Source organism: Paenibacillus sp. V4I9 (genome assembly GCF_030817295.1).
Lineage (GTDB): Bacteria > Bacillota > Bacilli > Paenibacillales > NBRC-103111 > Paenibacillus_E.
Genome location: NZ_JAUSZE010000001.1, coordinates 2,111,609 through 2,127,012, shown reverse-complemented (window position 1 = coordinate 2,127,012; position 15,404 = coordinate 2,111,609). Strand labels below are relative to the sequence as shown.

The 15,404-nt window shown below is 42.2% G+C and carries 13 protein-coding genes and 1 pseudogene; 3 read left to right on the top strand and 11 right to left on the bottom strand.

Features of this window, described 5'->3' with window-relative positions; genetic code table 11:
• The 10 genes and pseudogenes from QFZ81_RS09730 to QFZ81_RS37290 all read right to left on the bottom strand — a co-directional run.
• Positions 1-1,044, bottom strand: coding sequence for an ABC transporter ATP-binding protein (locus tag QFZ81_RS09730; RefSeq protein ID WP_307445005.1), 1,044 nt, complete (start codon positions 1,042-1,044; stop codon positions 1-3).
• A gap of 29 nt (positions 1,045-1,073) precedes the next feature.
• Positions 1,074-2,219 (bottom strand): ABC transporter permease, encoded by a 1,146-nt coding sequence (locus QFZ81_RS09725; RefSeq protein WP_307445006.1) that lies wholly within the window; start codon positions 2,217-2,219, stop codon positions 1,074-1,076.
• Between the two features lie 3 nt (positions 2,220-2,222).
• Positions 2,223-3,221 carry an ABC transporter permease gene (locus QFZ81_RS09720; protein WP_307445007.1) on the bottom strand — a complete coding sequence of 333 codons (999 nt, stop codon included), beginning with the start codon at positions 3,219-3,221 and terminating at the stop codon, positions 2,223-2,225.
• Between the two features lie 89 nt (positions 3,222-3,310).
• Positions 3,311-5,275, bottom strand: coding sequence for an ABC transporter substrate-binding protein (locus QFZ81_RS09715; protein ID WP_307602534.1), 1,965 nt, complete (start codon positions 5,273-5,275; stop codon positions 3,311-3,313).
• 520 nt (positions 5,276-5,795) lie between these two features.
• Positions 5,796-6,692: a GGDEF domain-containing response regulator gene (locus QFZ81_RS09710; RefSeq protein ID WP_307602532.1), complete on the bottom strand. Its 897-nt coding sequence runs from the start codon at positions 6,690-6,692 to the stop codon at positions 5,796-5,798.
• A 5-nt stretch (positions 6,693-6,697) separates the two neighbouring features.
• Entirely contained in the window at positions 6,698-7,144 is a 447-nt protein-coding gene (locus tag QFZ81_RS09705; protein ID WP_307445017.1) for a response regulator, read from the bottom strand.
• Complete coding sequence (locus QFZ81_RS09700; protein ID WP_307602530.1) at positions 7,141-8,949, bottom strand: sensor histidine kinase; 1,809 nt, start codon at positions 8,947-8,949, stop codon at positions 7,141-7,143. The genes QFZ81_RS09705 and QFZ81_RS09700 overlap by 4 nt, the downstream gene beginning before the upstream one ends.
• Positions 8,950-8,962: 13 nt before the next feature.
• Complete coding sequence (locus QFZ81_RS09695; RefSeq protein WP_307602528.1) at positions 8,963-10,249, bottom strand: ABC transporter substrate-binding protein; 1,287 nt, start codon at positions 10,247-10,249, stop codon at positions 8,963-8,965.
• 17 nt (positions 10,250-10,266) lie between these two features.
• Positions 10,267-10,530 carry a discoidin domain-containing protein gene (locus QFZ81_RS09690; protein ID WP_307602526.1) on the bottom strand — a complete coding sequence of 88 codons (264 nt, stop codon included), beginning with the start codon at positions 10,528-10,530 and terminating at the stop codon, positions 10,267-10,269.
• A gap of 36 nt (positions 10,531-10,566) precedes the next feature.
• A pseudogene (locus QFZ81_RS37290) lies at positions 10,567-10,770 on the bottom strand (discoidin domain-containing protein); the annotation flags it as partial.
• A 787-nt stretch (positions 10,771-11,557) separates the two neighbouring features.
• Between QFZ81_RS37290 and QFZ81_RS09685 the strand changes: the two are divergent.
• From QFZ81_RS09685 to QFZ81_RS09675, 3 genes are all read left to right on the top strand, one after another.
• Entirely contained in the window at positions 11,558-12,769 is a 1,212-nt protein-coding gene (locus tag QFZ81_RS09685; protein WP_307445028.1) for an MFS transporter, read from the top strand.
• 18 nt (positions 12,770-12,787) lie between these two features.
• Positions 12,788-13,267, top strand: a complete 480-nt coding sequence (locus QFZ81_RS09680; RefSeq protein ID WP_373463662.1) for an LLM class oxidoreductase — start codon at positions 12,788-12,790, stop codon at positions 13,265-13,267.
• A gap of 73 nt (positions 13,268-13,340) precedes the next feature.
• A complete protein-coding gene (locus QFZ81_RS09675) occupies positions 13,341-14,180 on the top strand; it encodes an aldo/keto reductase (protein WP_307445031.1) in 840 nt (279 codons plus the stop codon).
• Positions 14,181-14,290: 110 nt separating this feature from the next.
• On the opposite strand, the gene QFZ81_RS09670 is transcribed toward QFZ81_RS09675, so the two are convergent.
• On the bottom strand, positions 14,291-15,163 hold the full coding sequence (locus tag QFZ81_RS09670) for a LysR family transcriptional regulator (RefSeq protein WP_307602524.1): 873 nt from the start codon (positions 15,161-15,163) through the stop codon (positions 14,291-14,293).
• Positions 15,164-15,404: the final 241 nt, after the last annotated feature.

Sequence of the window (15,404 nt, the reverse complement as noted above, 5' to 3'; positions counted from 1 at the left end):
TTATTCTCCTTCACCCTCATCCTTATAAAGAAAACATCTAACCATATGGCTATCGGATATTCGAGTTTTCGGCACGGCCTGTTTATTGCATACACCATCAATCCGATCCTTACACCGTTCGTAAAATCCGCACATTGGAGGCATATTGAATGCCATCGGAACTGTTCCTTCGATCGATTCTAGACGTGTATGTCTATTTCCGCCTAATCTTGGCATCGATTTGAGCAGACCCTTCGTATACGGGTGTTTCGGATTATTGAAAATTTCTTCTACTGTCGATTGCTCAACAATTTTCCCCAAATACATGACCGCTACTTCGTCACACATCTCTGCTATGATCCCAAGATCATGAGTCACCAGCAGAATGGCCATACCAAATTCCTGTTGGAGTCCCTTCATAAGCTCTAACACTTGTGCTTGAATGGTTACATCCAGCGCAGTCGTGGGCTCATCGGCAATTAACAGTTCCGGATTGCAGGATAAAGCCATGGAGATCATCGCACGCTGGCGCATGCCGCCGGAAAACTCATGCGGAAATTGGTCAAACCGCTTCTCTTGATCGGAGATCCCAACTTTACTGAGCATTTCTAGCGCTATCTTTTTGGCCTCTTTTTTATTTTTGGTGCGGTGGATCAAAATGGATTCCATGATCTGATTCCCGATTGTATACATCGGCGAAAATGCCGTCATGGGTTCTTGAAATATCATGGCTATTTTTCGTCCGCGAATCGATCGAATCTGTTTTCCTCGCGAATCTAGAGCTAACAAATCCAAATCGTTTAACGCCTTCTCAGAGGTAGAGTGATAAACAATCTTCCCTGAGGTTTCACATTCTTTGGGATTAATACCGATGATAGCTCGACTGGTCAGACTTTTTCCACAGCCGGATTCGCCAACAAGACCCAATGTTTTACCCTTTTTTATTTCAAAATCAACGCCATCAACAGCTTTCATTTCCCCATTATCCATTTGAATGCGAATTTTGAGGTCTTGAACGGATAGCAGGGGCTGTTCGGATTGTGAAACAGAAGCTTGAGATGTCATAATATCTCCTCGCCTTACGCTAATATGGATTATTTCTTGTATGGATCGGCTGCATCGCGCAATCCATCTCCTAGAAAGTTAAAGGTTAATACGGTAACGATGACAAATCCTAAGGGGATTAGCTTCCATGGATACAAAGCGACATTCTCGATCTGTTGAGCTTCCTGAAGCAGAACACCCCAGCTGGTAGCAGGAGAGCGAATACCGAGTCCAAGAAAGCTCATTGCTGTCTCCCCGAGAATCATACCGGGTATGGCTAGTGTCGTTGCCACAACCAAGTAGCTGATAAAACCAGGCAGCAGATGTTTAATAATGATTTTTGCATCGCTAACGCCGGCTATTTTTGCTGCTAGCACATATTCTTCATTTTTCAACGAAATAAACTTTCCTCTTGCTACCCTGGCCAGCTCCGTCCAACCAATAAAGGCAAAGATAATGACAATATAGATATACATCGTTACGACGGGCACACGCGGTGGTATGGCAGCCGATAGTGCCATCCATAGAGGAAGCGTCGGAAATGAACGAATAATTTCAATGAAACGCTGAATGAGCGAATCGAGCCATCCTCCGAAATACCCTGATACACCCCCGATAAACAAACCTAGGACAAAGCTGATCGTTACGCCAATGAGAGGGATACTTAATGAAATCTGACTTCCCATCACGATTCGCGATAATAAGTCTCTGCCCATCCCGTCCGTACCGAATATAAATACACGACCAGGTTGATCTACGCCAAATAGATGTCTATTCGTTGGAATCAAGCCAAGAAATTTATAGCTTTCACCCTTGACAAAAAAGCGGATCGAATGGCGAACCTTCTCATCTGGAACAAAGACTTTACGAAGTGTAACCGGGTCTCTGGCTGACTTTAGGTCATATACAAACGGTCTAAATTGAAACTTGCCCTCGGCATCTATGAAGCTTACTTTAGCAGGAGGCGCATTCACATATTTACTGTCGTAGCTCTCCAACCCGTAAGGCGCTATAAACTGAGCAAAGATGGCTGCTATGTAGAACAAGGCTAGAATCACTAAGCTGATACGGGCTAATTTATGCTTCTTTAACCTGTGATACATAAGACGCCACTGTGAACTGTAATAGACATCGCTGTTTTTTTGAGGCTTGATCACGTTTAATTTCTGTTTCCCTGCTATCGGAATTGTTTTCATAGGTTATGTACCTCTGAACTCTGTGCGAATTTTTGGATCGAGCCATGCCAATAAAATATCCGAAATTAATGTCCCTATAACCGTTAACACAGCCATAAACAATAACCAGGTGCCAGCCAAATACATATCTTGGGCTAATAATGCGTTATACATAACGGGGCCTTGAATGGGTAGATTCAATACGATTGCCGTAATCGTCGAACCTGTGAAAATGGAGGTTAGTGACCACCCAATAGTACTTACGATCGGATTCATAGCAGCGCGCGTCGGATATTTAAGCAATATTTTCGTTTCCGATAAGCCCTTTGATCTTGCTGTCACCACATTCGGCTTATTCAATTCGTCCAGCATTTGACCTCTCATGACTCGAATCAACTCTGCCGTGTTCGCCAAGCCAATCACAAGAATAGGGATAATCATATGCTTCAGCAAATCAAGAACCTTGTCCATCGACCATCCTGCATTGACGAATTCACTCGAAAATAGTCCTAGTAAGGGATCGCCAAAATACACATAAGAGAGGTACATTAAAATAATAGCCATCAAGAAGTGAGGGGTAGCCATGCCAAGAAAGCCTATGGCTGAAAAAATATAATCACCAATCGAATATTGTCTTACCGCACAGTAAATACCGATCGGGATCGCCACCGCATAGGTAAAGGCCATCGTTACCAAAGAGACGATGATCGTTAACCCCATGTACTGCGATATGACGTCCATAACAGGCCTGTTATAGCTGAACGAATACCCGAAATCGAAATTAAAAACAATATTTTTCATCCACGCTAGGTATTGCATAAACCATGGTTGATCCAATCTTAAGCTTGCTCTCATTTCATCCATATCCTGCTGCGTCATGACATCGCCAGCCACAGACATCTTAGCCGCATAAGTCGATACATAGTCACCGGGCGGCAGTTGAATGATGTAGAAAACGATCATTGATATAAAAATAACGACGGGTATTACCAATATGATTCTTCTTAAAATATATTGGAGCATCTCTATCCAATCCTCTCCGCTTCATTCGAAGATGCTGCTGAAGACAATAAGGGGGAAGTTAAGCTCCCCCTATTGGTTACAGGTTTAACTTATGGTTTGATATAAAATTGCGAAGGATGACCATGCCCTAAAGTGCGGAATTCATCGGCATGAACCAAATCCTTCGGTACGTTACCCATTTTATTGGAAGCGACAACGAGCTTTGGTGTTGGACCGGCATAACCAATAATCCATTGATTTTTTTGGTGAAGCTTAATGATCTCATTACTCCATTTATTGATTTCTTCTTTGCTTGGAGATGATTTTACTTTGTTCCAGTAGTCAAGAATTAAGGCTACATCACCTTCTGGTTTGACGCCTTCTTTTCCATTGGAAGATGTATACAATCCGTAATGTCCGAACCATGGGGTCAGCACTCTCAGAGGAACAAGCGTGTCAGGCCGGAAGGCTAAATTGACTAACGAAATATTTTCCGTGGTTGCTGGGATCTTATTCGAGTACTTAAGTTCCTGGTGTGTTCCTTTATCCACAACCTTTACATCCATCTTAACGCCGACTGCTTGATAATACTTTTTAACTAATTCTAGAAAAGTTGCTGTATTCGTATCGCCTTCAATAACCGTGATGGTTAAATCCGAGCCGTCTGCATGTAAACGGAAATTATTTTTATCCCGCTTGGTCAGTCCTAACTCATCCAATAATTGATTGGCCCGATTCACATCGAATTTACTCCACTGGTCCGCCCAGCCTTTTTGGAAGCCAACTAAGCCATCCGGAACAGATGCCTGCTGAGGTAAACCTAACCCATTCGTAACGATCTCGGATATTTCTTTACGGTCAACTGCAACGGACAGCGCTTCTCTGAATTTAATATCCTGGAACAACTTGCGCAGGTTAGGATCTTCAATAGTCTGATTGAGTTGAAGGCCAGCACTTGACCATGTTGGCGTGGTCCACGGCAATACGCGGAACCCTGCTTTCTTCTCATTTTCTTTCAATACGGTGAAATCTTTAAAATCAAAATCAAGAAGATTATAATCTCCTGCTAGTGTGCCAAGAACTCGTTGAGCAGGATCCTGAACTTTGGTAGCGACAATGCGGTCCATATAGGGTAGTTGGTTGCCTTCGCTATCCACTTTCCAATAGTAGGGATTGCGTTCCATAATAAATTGATCACTATTCGGATCGTTTTTAGCGACCCAAGCTCTTAAAGTCGGGATTTGAGGGTTTACCCAATAATAATAGCCCGTTGCTACCAAGAAAGACTTAACATCCTCAAAGCCCCATTTTTTTGCGATCTCAAGAGCTTTCTCTTGACCTACAAATTCGGGCAGTATCGTTTTTTGGAAATGTGCCGGTGCAAAGAACCATTTGTTGTCAATGGCAACGCGCTCCAGGAACAGCACACTTGGATACTTATGTACAACCTTAAAGCTGTAATCATCAATTTTCGTAACTTTAGCTAAAGCTTTTTCCCCTGTCACAGGATCGACGGAGTAATAAGCGTCATATATTTTTTTGCCGAAGGTTTCTTTCGTTAGCATGTGCTCCCAGTAGAACAGGACATCATCGGCTGTGAATGGCATGCCGTCAGACCACTTCATGCCCTTCCTTAAATAAATAGTGAATTCGGTTGAATCTTTATTCACGTCAAAACCTTTGGCCACATTAGGTTCAACAGCGCTTCCATCCTTGTTAAACCGGAAAAGCGACTCCTCTGTCGGTTGACCGACTGTCCAACGATCATTAGGTCCGGTCCAAGGCAGCTTCCAATCGCCGCCGTATTTGCCGATCTCATCGGTTACTTTTTCCACCATGATATCTTCCTTAACTGGCATACGTTCAATCACAGATTTCAATGTGCCTGCACCGACGAGCTTAGTTAACATGGGGGCCTCTTTGTAGCCGTCAGCCTTTACTGATGCAGATGCCACAGGCGCTTTCGTTGCCTGAACATCTGAACTTGGCTTTGGATCACCTTCACTCTCACATGCTGCAAAAACAACGGCAAAGATCAACATCATCCCTACAAAAAACAACTTATTCTTGTTCAAACCTATCCCCTCCATGATTATACTGGTACTTCAATCTTCTTCACCAAGCTCTGAAAATTGTTTCCCTTCACCTCCTAGCTAAATCACGCATTAAACCGGTTTAATACAGATAAATGAGCAGAACGGTCGTAATCAAGTTAAGTATATATGGTGTTAAACCGGTTTAATTGAATTTACAAAAATAATAATTGTAAGCGCTTAATAATTTGTAAGTATAGGGGACATAGTCCCCTTACTCTTAAACCGGTTTAATACAGGAGCGGCGGACGTGTAAGCGCTTTATCATTTGTAATATCGTACATCGGATTTAACTCTGTTGCAACACTTTTTTTGGAAGAAATTAGGGGGAGTGAAAAGCATGGATCTCACGTTCCGAAGCCTATAACAAGTAAACGCGAAAACCGCGCTTACAGCGAGAGCTCTGCGAGCCGACAGAGTCTGAGAAGCTGAAAATCGACTTCTCAGCAGTCCCATCCTGCTCGTTCGCACTCAATAAGCTCGGAAATCAATCCTACTTAGATCATAGGACTTTGACTTTTCCTTTTTTATGGGTATACATGCGATGATCCGCTTGGATAATTAATTCGCCTAAGGTTACTGGCATAGCAGGATTATAATGAAATAATCCGAGACTAATCGAAAGATGATAGATTCGGCCAGCGCTCAAATTAAAGCTATGTATCATTTGCTGGATTTTCAAGATGATTTGCTGTTCAAATACATCTAAGCTGGGTGAATGTCCATGAGTATCCGGTAAAATAACGGTAAACTCATCTCCACCCATACGGGCAATAATATCAGAATCGTAGAAAACTTCTTTCAATATACTCGCCGTATCTATTAAGGCCAAGTCCCCCATATGATGACCATAGGAATCGTTGATTTGTTTCATGCCGTCCAAATCGGCAACAATCAAATAAAAGCCATTGCCTTCCTGAGCACTCGCATTCATAACTTGCTGTGCCTGGTTAAAAAAACCTCGACGATTGTAGAGACTCGTCAGCTCATCAACAATAGATAAGTTATAAAGCTCATCCTGAAGACGATGACGTTCAATTGCATAACGCATTGAACGCATAATCACCGAACTGTTGACTTGTCCTTTAATCAAATAATCCTGAGCGCCATGCTGTACGGCATTTATTGCAACCTCCTCATCATCAAGCCCGGTCAGTACAACAATTGGGATTGCAGGCGCTTGCTCCCGAAAGCTGATGATCGTTTCCATGCCATGACTGTCCTGAAGTGAAAGATCAAGTAAAACAACGTTAAATTCATCCTTGGTTATCAGTTCAATGCCCGTCTCCAACTGATCGACCCATTTCAACTCAATATTCTGATTATCTGTATCCGATAAAACTTCACGAATCAATCGAGCATCTCCCGGATTATCTTCAATTAATAAAACCCTGATCACTAGTTTTACCTCCTGGGGAGCTTAACAAGCGTAAGCCAAAAATTTTCAATCGATCTTACAACTGTTAAAAACTGCTCTAGATTGACAGGCTTGGTAATATAACAATTCGCATGCAGATCATAAGCTCTTAAAATATCTTGCTCTGCTTCGGACGTCGTTAAAATAATGACTGGAATATACTTCAGCAGCGGATCATTTTTGATTTCGGCAAGAACTTCGGTGCCATTGATTTTGGGAAGATTTAAATCTAATAATATAATGTCCGGCACAATCGCTTCCTGGTAGCTGCCTTCGCGCCTGAGATAAGCCAAAGCCTCCTCACCATCTTCAACCACGCTCAAATTATTGTTTATTTTCCCTTCCTTCAGCACTTCGACAATCAAACGAATATCTCCGGGATTATCTTCTACTAAAAGAATTTCTACATTTTGACTCAGCTTATTTTCGATCATGTTATATGTTCTCCTCTATCTGGCAGCGTGAAGTAGAAGGTTGTCGAATGACCCGCTTCTGAATCAACCCAAATTTTCCCGCCATGACGTTCTACAATTTTTTTACAAATGGATAACCCTATGCCAGTACCCTGGTATTTTGTTTTATTATGGAGCCTTTGAAAAATGAGGAAAATTCGGTCCCGATACTTCGGCTCAAAACCAATTCCATTATCACGAACTGAAAATAACCACTCATTACCCTGCTGTTTAATCCCGATATGAATGATGGGTGCTCGGTTGGAATCGCGAAACTTAATGGCATTACCAACTAAATTTTGTAATAATTGCACCATTTGTGTAGGATCAGCCAGCAATGTAGGCAAAGGATCATGCGTGACCAACGCATCACATTCTTGAATCGCATGCTGTAGATTCGTAGAAACATGTTGCAGCACCACTTCAAAATCAACCGACTTAAGCTCCTTCCCCTTCGTACCCACCCTGGAAAAAGCCAATAAATCGTTGATCAAATTCTGCATGCGCTGCGCACCATCAACGGCGTAATGAATAAAATCATCCGCGTCCTGATCTAATTTACCTTGGTATCGCTTCGCCAATAGCTGTACATAACTGGCTACCATACGTAAAGGCTCCTGTAAATCGTGCGAAGCGACATAAGCAAATTGCTCCAATTCCGCATTGGAACCAGCCAAATCTTCCTTTTGCCGCTTAAGCTCAAGCTCATTGTCATGAATATTTTGCGCCATTTGGTTAAATGCCTCACATAGCTGCAACAGCTCGACGGGAGCTGACTTCATACTGCTGTAATCGATTTTATAATGATAATCGCCTTGCTTCAGTCGCTGAACCCCTTTCAATAAACGCTGAACGGGATGTTCAATGTGATACGATATTCGCAACATCACGATAAACCCAAAGGTAAGCACAATACAAATGATTATAATCATAACAATTAATTGCCTGTTAAAGGTTCGATACACTTCATCTCGCTCAATTTCGTTAACAGCGATCCATTTTCCGTTATTCACCGACTGGTAAGTCCCGAAAACTTGCTTGCCGCGGTAGCTCTCATAAGTCGAGGTTGCTTGTATCCCTTGCTTCGCTCGTTCGAGAATATCGCTGTTCAATTGAAATTCTAACCGTTTCCAATTTCCCTCGAACCGTAATTCAGTGATCAGATAACCGTTTCGATCAATTAAATAGGATTCACCGCTATCTCCATAGCGAAATTGCTCCATGAGCTTATCGATTGTCTTTAACGTAACTGTTCCATAGATAACACCCTCAAATTGCTTCTTTCTATTCATAACAGGAGCAGAAAATAAAATCATCGGTTGATTGGTAACCTTACCGAGCAGCACATCAGAAATATATTCACTGCCTTTGGCGGCTTCTTCCAAATAGGTTCGTTCGCTAAAATAAGCGCCAATTTGGTTCATGGTGCTAAATTCCACAATACCCTCTTTATTAGCAAAAGAGACCGCTTCAAACTCCTGTTGATGTGACGCAAAAAAAGTAAAGTTGTTTTTAATATCGTCAATATCAAGCTCTATGGTCGATTGTAAATTAGCTAGATTGCGGATTTCGGAAGCTCTTGCAGCTACCCAACTATCTATGGCTGTTTGCTGAATCGCACTATCTTTTCGCATCGAATTAATCTGATTGCTTTCCGTTTGGCGATACTCTAAAAAGGAATAAGATGAAATTGTAAGCAGTCCAACCATAAGCACTAAGGTAATTCCCAAAAACCGCAATCGTGCTTTTAAGCTTTGAAGTCGAAGTAATCGCAATAAGAGGTTCATCGGTTCTTCACCATCAATCCAGAATAAGGGTCGCCTTATCCTTTATATAGTTCACATCGGCTTCTTTCAATTCATTTTGAAGTACTTTCCCTGACAAAATATGATTTAACGCTGCATTTATGGCGTCATTCGCAGAATTGGTAAACAAATGTCCCGGGTTGATTGATGTGGGATAAAGCTGCAGTGCTTTCTGCACATCTTTCATCGCCGGATTGGTGTATTCAGCAATCACATCTTTAAAAGCAGATAAGGCAACGTTTTTGCTATAAATCGCCAGCATGTCTTTATCGAGCAAAAGGGACAATAAATATTTAGCTTTTACTGGGTATAGTGTCTTTGCATTAATCGACACCTGTTTGTCCGGAGCTGCTGCCATTACCGTTTTTCCATTCTGATCTGGAAGGGCGAAAAAACCCATTTTGAAATCAGCCGTCTTACTATCAACAACCCCTGGCGTCCAACTGCCCATCAACTGCATAGCGCCTTTTCCATCAATAAATTGCTGAGTCGACTCCTCATATCCTATTTGTAAAGCATCCGAATTATAAAAACCTTTATGTGCGAGATCGGTAAATTTCTTCATCGCGTCGTTGACCTCAGGACCGTCAATTTTCACTTTGCCCGCATATAAATCCAATTCGAAATTAGGGTTTTGGAGAAATTCTGACGTTGCGGCAATGGGTATGTAAACACCCTGAATCGTCCATACATCTTTAAATCCACCTATGATCGGCGATAACCCAGTCTGCTTAATTTTGACGTTCAAGGCCATAAATTGATCCCATGTTTTGGGCGGCTCCAACTGCAAACGATCAAAAATAGTTTTATTGTAATACACGCCAAAGGTGCTCACATCAAGAGCCGCTCCATAGGTTTTCCCCTTGTAGGCAACCGTTTGCTTAGCGGAATCAATCATTCGCTGGGTCCAAGGCTGATCCGATAAATCCAGCAAATAACCCGCTTTGGCATATTCTTTGATCTTCTGATTAAATAGGATATCGGCGGCTTGGCCTGATTTCAACTGGTTTTCTGTGACCTCGGCAAAATTTTTCTCATCCAATTTGTCCCAATGGATAGTAGCTTTCGGATATTTCGCTTTAAACTTCTTTTCTACCGAATCAAAATATCCGTTTTTATCTTGAGCCCAATAGGATACGCGCAGCGTAAACGCCTCATCGGTTCGATCTTCCTGCTTTTGAGCTTGTCCATTCGATGGAACTGGTTGGTTAGCCGCTTTGCTGCACCCTGCCGTAGTAATTATAAAGGACAATGCCGTCAGACCAATGATCCATTTACGCATCCGTTCATTCCTCCTGATTAGTTATAAACTTCGATCTCATAAATTCTGGCGTACCCGTCAAATCCTGACTGCGTCCCCTGTGTAATGTACAGTCTGACGTATCTTCCGGTTGCATTTACATTGCGATCCGTAGAGTTCGCTGTATTCCCAGTCACCGTATCGGCATATGTAAAGTTAGTGCCGTCATTACTCACCTGCAATTTGTAATCCTTGGTATTGAAATTGACGGATTCTCCATTAACAGCGGCGTGCTTGACGACCCAACGGCTTATATTAGTCACAAGCCAGGGTCCATCTTTAACCAATTCGGGGATGTCGCCATAACCGACTTGTGTTCCTTGCTTTATATACAGTCTAACATATCTGGCGTTCGTATTGATGCTGCGATCTGTAAAATTTGTCGAATTTCCTATTACCGTGTCGACATCCGTGAAACTAGTGCCGTCGTTGCTTACCTGCAGTTTAAAATCACGTGTATTATAAATCGCTGATTCTAAACCATGGACTTCGAAATCGACAATTACTTTATTAAATGTCTACTGGGGATCACATAGTACAGATTCCTTTATCAGAGCTCTTATGTAAATCCATCCAAGCCATGTCCGCCCCTCGAAATGAGGCTGTCCCAAAAGTAAATAAATTAACTTAGTGGCACAGAAAACAAAAAAAAATGAGGCGGCAAGTTATTGCCTTCTCATTTTTTTGTTTTCTGTCGATTGCAAAGGAAAGTCACCTGACTCTAGTAAGCGGAACGTCGCTATTTCGGGAAATCTGTGCTTGAAATCGAATGAGAGGAACGTGCATGCGCTATTTGATCAAAGAAACGATCCAGAGGAAAAAAAACGGCCAAAAAAGGCATTGTCGTTTCTCTTCAACATGATTTCGGGTGTTTTCGTCCAAATAACGGATAGACGTTCCCTCGATAACTTCTGGTTATCATAGCAAAAACGCTTCCAAAACTCGTTTTTTTCTAGAGATTATTAAACAGGATCCTTTTTATTTACAGCAGCTGATTCAAGTGCATTTGGGCTGCGCTAAGCTGTAGTATTCCCCGAATTTATAGCACCATACTTTGTTTTACCTGCCTAACCACTTCGTATATGAGTAGTACCTTTGAAGCAGGACAAAATAAAGCTTTAACTTATTCGCTCCGAAGGGTACTTCTAAGTACCTATATACCTTAAAAGTCCCTATAGTACTTAAAAGTACGTACTTATCAAAAACATCTGAATGGTTTTATAATAGCACTTGTGAAGCGTAAGTAAAGCATTACTTCCGTTCAAAATACATGTAATTAGGAGGCATAATATGAACCAGTCCTTATCACAATCTCCAGCACAACATAAAGTGAAGCAAGATACAGGAACATGGGCACTTCTTGCCCTTGCAATTAGCGCATTTGGTATCGGAACAACAGAATTTGTTCCAGTAGGACTGCTCGCGTCCATCGCGAATGATTTAAATATTGGCATTACGCTAGCTGGCCTTCTTATTTCTGGTTATGCAATTGGCGTCGCGGTCGGAGCCCCGATCCTTACCGCGCTTACTAATCGGATGAGCCGGAAAACTTTGCTCATGTCGCTGATGGTTGTTTTCATCATCGGTAACGCTGTCGCGGCACTTTCACCGTCATTTGAAATATTGCTTATTGCACGTTTCATCACAGCATTTTCTCATGGTGTCTTTTTCTCCATTGGAGCGACCATTGCTGTTCAGCTCGTATCTCCAGAGAAAAAGGGCAGTGCCATTGCTCTCATGTTCACTGGTCTTACCATCGCCATTGTTACCGGCGTTCCTTTGGGGACGTTTATCGGGCAAGCCTTCGGCTGGAGAGCGACTTTCTGGGGCGTTGCCTTACTGGGTGTAATTGCGATCATTTCCAGCGCCGCACTCATCCCTAAGAATCTTAAGCAATCACCACCTGCTAAATTTTCAGATATGTTCCGTCTGCTCACTAATGGCCGTTTGGTCCTGGGCTTTCTTATCACGGCATTCGGTTATGGAGGGACGTTTGTTGCTTTCACTTATTTAACTCCACTCCTGCACGATGTGACTGGCATAAGTTCTGGCATGATTAACTTTATCTTGATCATTTATGGCGTGGCTGTTGCATTCGGTAACTCCGTTGGTGGTAAATTAGCCAATAACAACCCTTTACGCGCACTGTTTTGGATGTTTATTATGCAAGCAGCCGTTCTAATCCTTTTAACATTCCTTGCTCCATTTAAAGTGGCTGGCGTGATTGGTGTTATCTTAATGGGCTTGCTTGCTTTCATGAATGTGCCTGGTCTTCAATTATATGTCGTCCAACTTGCTGAAAAGTATGTACCTTCAGCGGTCGATGTTGCATCAGCGATCAATATTGCAGCATTCAACGTCGGTATTGCTATTGGCTCGATCGTCGGTGGGGTTGTTATCGACTCCATGGGACTTGTTCATACCCCATGGGTTGGTGCTTTAATGGTTCTCGTTGCCATCCTACTCACTGGCATTTCTGCTAAGCTGGAACGGAAATCATAATAGGAGGCATTTATATGTTTGAGCATTATCAAACAAATTGACTCCAGCTATGGTCATATCGAGCAAGCGACATTCGTGCCAAAACTGGAGAATAGAATTCCTACAATGGTCACAGGTTTTGCACAGCAAGAGCTCGATTGGCTTGGACAGAACGGCGATGGATGGATGTACTATCCACAAGGACCTATGCGGCAGCTAGAAGCCATAACGGCATGGCGAGAGTCTGCTGCCCGCCAAAACCATACGGTGTTTAGTCCATTCTCTATGCCTATACATCTCGATTTAGCAGAAGATCCAGATGAACAAGCAACACCAATACGGCTTGGTTTTCGAATAGGAAGGAATAAACTAATCGATTTGATTGATGTTTACAAAACTATTGGTGTTAATCATCTCTTTTTCGCTCTCTTTGACAGCCATCGACCAGCTGACGAGGTCATACATGAACTTGGAGAATACGTGCTGCCGCACTTCCCACCGCATCCAAAAAGTCTTTGAAATCATAGGTCTAATCAATAAAACAGAAACCCGGTGGACATTGTTTTCACCCCAACATTAGGAGGATAATCAAATGAAACACTTACAAGATACAATTCAATTAAGCCATGGTAAAGCTTTTCCTTGGCTAGGTCTAGGCGTCTTCCAGGTAGAGGATGGCGATACCGTCATTGCAGCCGTTGAAGAAGCCATTGTTGTTGGCTACCGACATATCGATACTGCAGCTATTTATCAGAACGAAGAAGGCGTTGGAGAAGGTATTCGACGTGGCTTGAAACGCACCGGTCTTCAACGTGAAGACTTGTTTATCACCTCGAAATTATGGAATGCAGACCAAGGCTACGATAGCGCAATAGCAGCTTATGAGAACAGCTTAAAGAATCTAGGATTAGATTCCCTTGATTTATACCTTATTCACTGGCCGGTTGAAAATAAATATCTGGAAAGCTGGAAAGCGCTCGAGTTTCTGTATCACGAAGGGCGTGTCGGGGCTATTGGGGTTAGTAACTTTAACATCCACCACCTTGAAAATCTGCTTAAACAAGCAACTATGAAGCCGGCTATTAATCAAGTGGAGCGCCATCCGCGACTCGTTCAGAATGAACTTAAAGCTTTTTTAGATAACAACGGGATTCAAGCCGTCGCTTGGGCACCTCTGATGCAGGGAGAGATTTTGCATGAACCCGTCATCCAAGCCATCGCAGACCGCGCGGGAAAATCAGTTGCCCAAATCGTACTGCGTTGGCAGCTGCAAAGCGGGTGGGCAACGATTCCAAAATCCATTCAAGCTAAACGCATTCAGTCCAATGCAGAAATTTTTGATTTCTCATTAAATGATACCGATATGGCAGCTATTTCTGGCCTTGATCAGCATCGCCGTGTGGGTCCAGACCCTGATAATTTTGATTTTTAAGTTTAAATTGAATAAGATTTTATATTAGATTTAACAAGCACCCGGATATTATTGATATTCGGGTGTTTCATTTTCTTAATTACTTTGACCCGAGAGTTAGATCAATAAATTCACATATATCCTTTAAGAGCTTCTATCATCATTCTTAATTTTGGCATTGCTGAATTTTTGATTTTATAGGCAAAATATAAATCATTAGTTACTTTATATGGTTCACAAATTATTTTCACTTTGTTTTCACGCAAGGAGTTCGCCAGCATATACGTTGGCAATAAACTAATTCCAGCCCCATGCTCGATAGCTGACAAAATAATATGCAAATCAGGCAATACGTGTTCTGGTTTCATTTGAGGACGTTTTTGAAAGTTCTCTCTCCAAAATCTTCGGATAATGGGCAATTCTAGACCGTAACTAAGCCATGTTTGTGAACACAGCCAAGCTTCTAGCTGCTTCGAGTCATTGAAATCAGGTTCCTCATAATCAAAGGGTGCAACTACAACAAACTCTTCTTCTACATAATGCAGATATTCTATACCAGGTGTTGAAAACTTTTGTGAGGTCACGATGATGTCGACCTTGTCTTCCGTTAATAGGTCTAAAATATACGCTGCAAGCCCGTAATAGGCAATTACACGCATATTAAAGTTACGGAGGTATGGAGCCATTCTTTCTCTAAAAAACTCTTGCGCTGTGCCGATTTTTACAACCGGAAGCGTAGGCGATGAGACGGCTTTGAAACTTAACGTTGTCTCCTCAAGTGACTCAATAAGAGGTGCCAATTGTGTATAAAGTTCTTTGCCGCGTTCAGTCGGAACCATTTTCCTCGCAGTCCTTGTAAACAAAGGTTCACCAACCTCAGCTTCTAATGAAGCCAGATGTTGACTCATGGCAGGTTGTGTCATAATCCGCGTTTTTGCTGCTTCCGATACGGAACTATGTTTGTAAATAGTGATAAAACTTCGATACCATTCAAAATTCGCCATGAACAAGATCCCCTCATACAATACTTTCTCTTTACCCTCTATTATATATCCACTTCGTTCTGTTTTTCCTGTTTTCTTATTCTGTCAATGACAGACGGATTAACAAACTATAGTGTGATCGACAAGTTTAAGGGAGTGCCCACTTAAAGTCCGAGAACTTTAAGTGGGCACTCCCTCATCTCGCAAACGCTTTCCTTCCAGAGTTCTCTAGCTTAAAGATACCCTACAACTGACTCAGCAA

Coding starts and splice junctions, on each gene's coding strand:
- QFZ81_RS09730 (WP_307445005.1), bottom strand. CDS start 1,044: ATGACATCTCAAGCTTCTGTTTCACAATCCGAACAGCCCCTGCTATCC.
- QFZ81_RS09725 (WP_307445006.1), bottom strand. CDS start 2,219: ATGAAAACAATTCCGATAGCAGGGAAACAGAAATTAAACGTGATCAAG.
- QFZ81_RS09720 (WP_307445007.1), bottom strand. CDS start 3,221: ATGCTCCAATATATTTTAAGAAGAATCATATTGGTAATACCCGTCGTT.
- QFZ81_RS09705 (WP_307445017.1), bottom strand. CDS start 7,144: ATGATCGAAAATAAGCTGAGTCAAAATGTAGAAATTCTTTTAGTAGAA.
- QFZ81_RS09700 (WP_307602530.1), bottom strand. CDS start 8,949: ATGAACCTCTTATTGCGATTACTTCGACTTCAAAGCTTAAAAGCACGA.
- QFZ81_RS09695 (WP_307602528.1), bottom strand. CDS start 10,249: ATGCGTAAATGGATCATTGGTCTGACGGCATTGTCCTTTATAATTACT.
- QFZ81_RS09685 (WP_307445028.1), top strand. CDS start 11,558: ATGAACCAGTCCTTATCACAATCTCCAGCACAACATAAAGTGAAGCAA.
- QFZ81_RS09675 (WP_307445031.1), top strand. CDS start 13,341: ATGAAACACTTACAAGATACAATTCAATTAAGCCATGGTAAAGCTTTT.
- QFZ81_RS09670 (WP_307602524.1), bottom strand. CDS start 15,163: ATGGCGAATTTTGAATGGTATCGAAGTTTTATCACTATTTACAAACAT.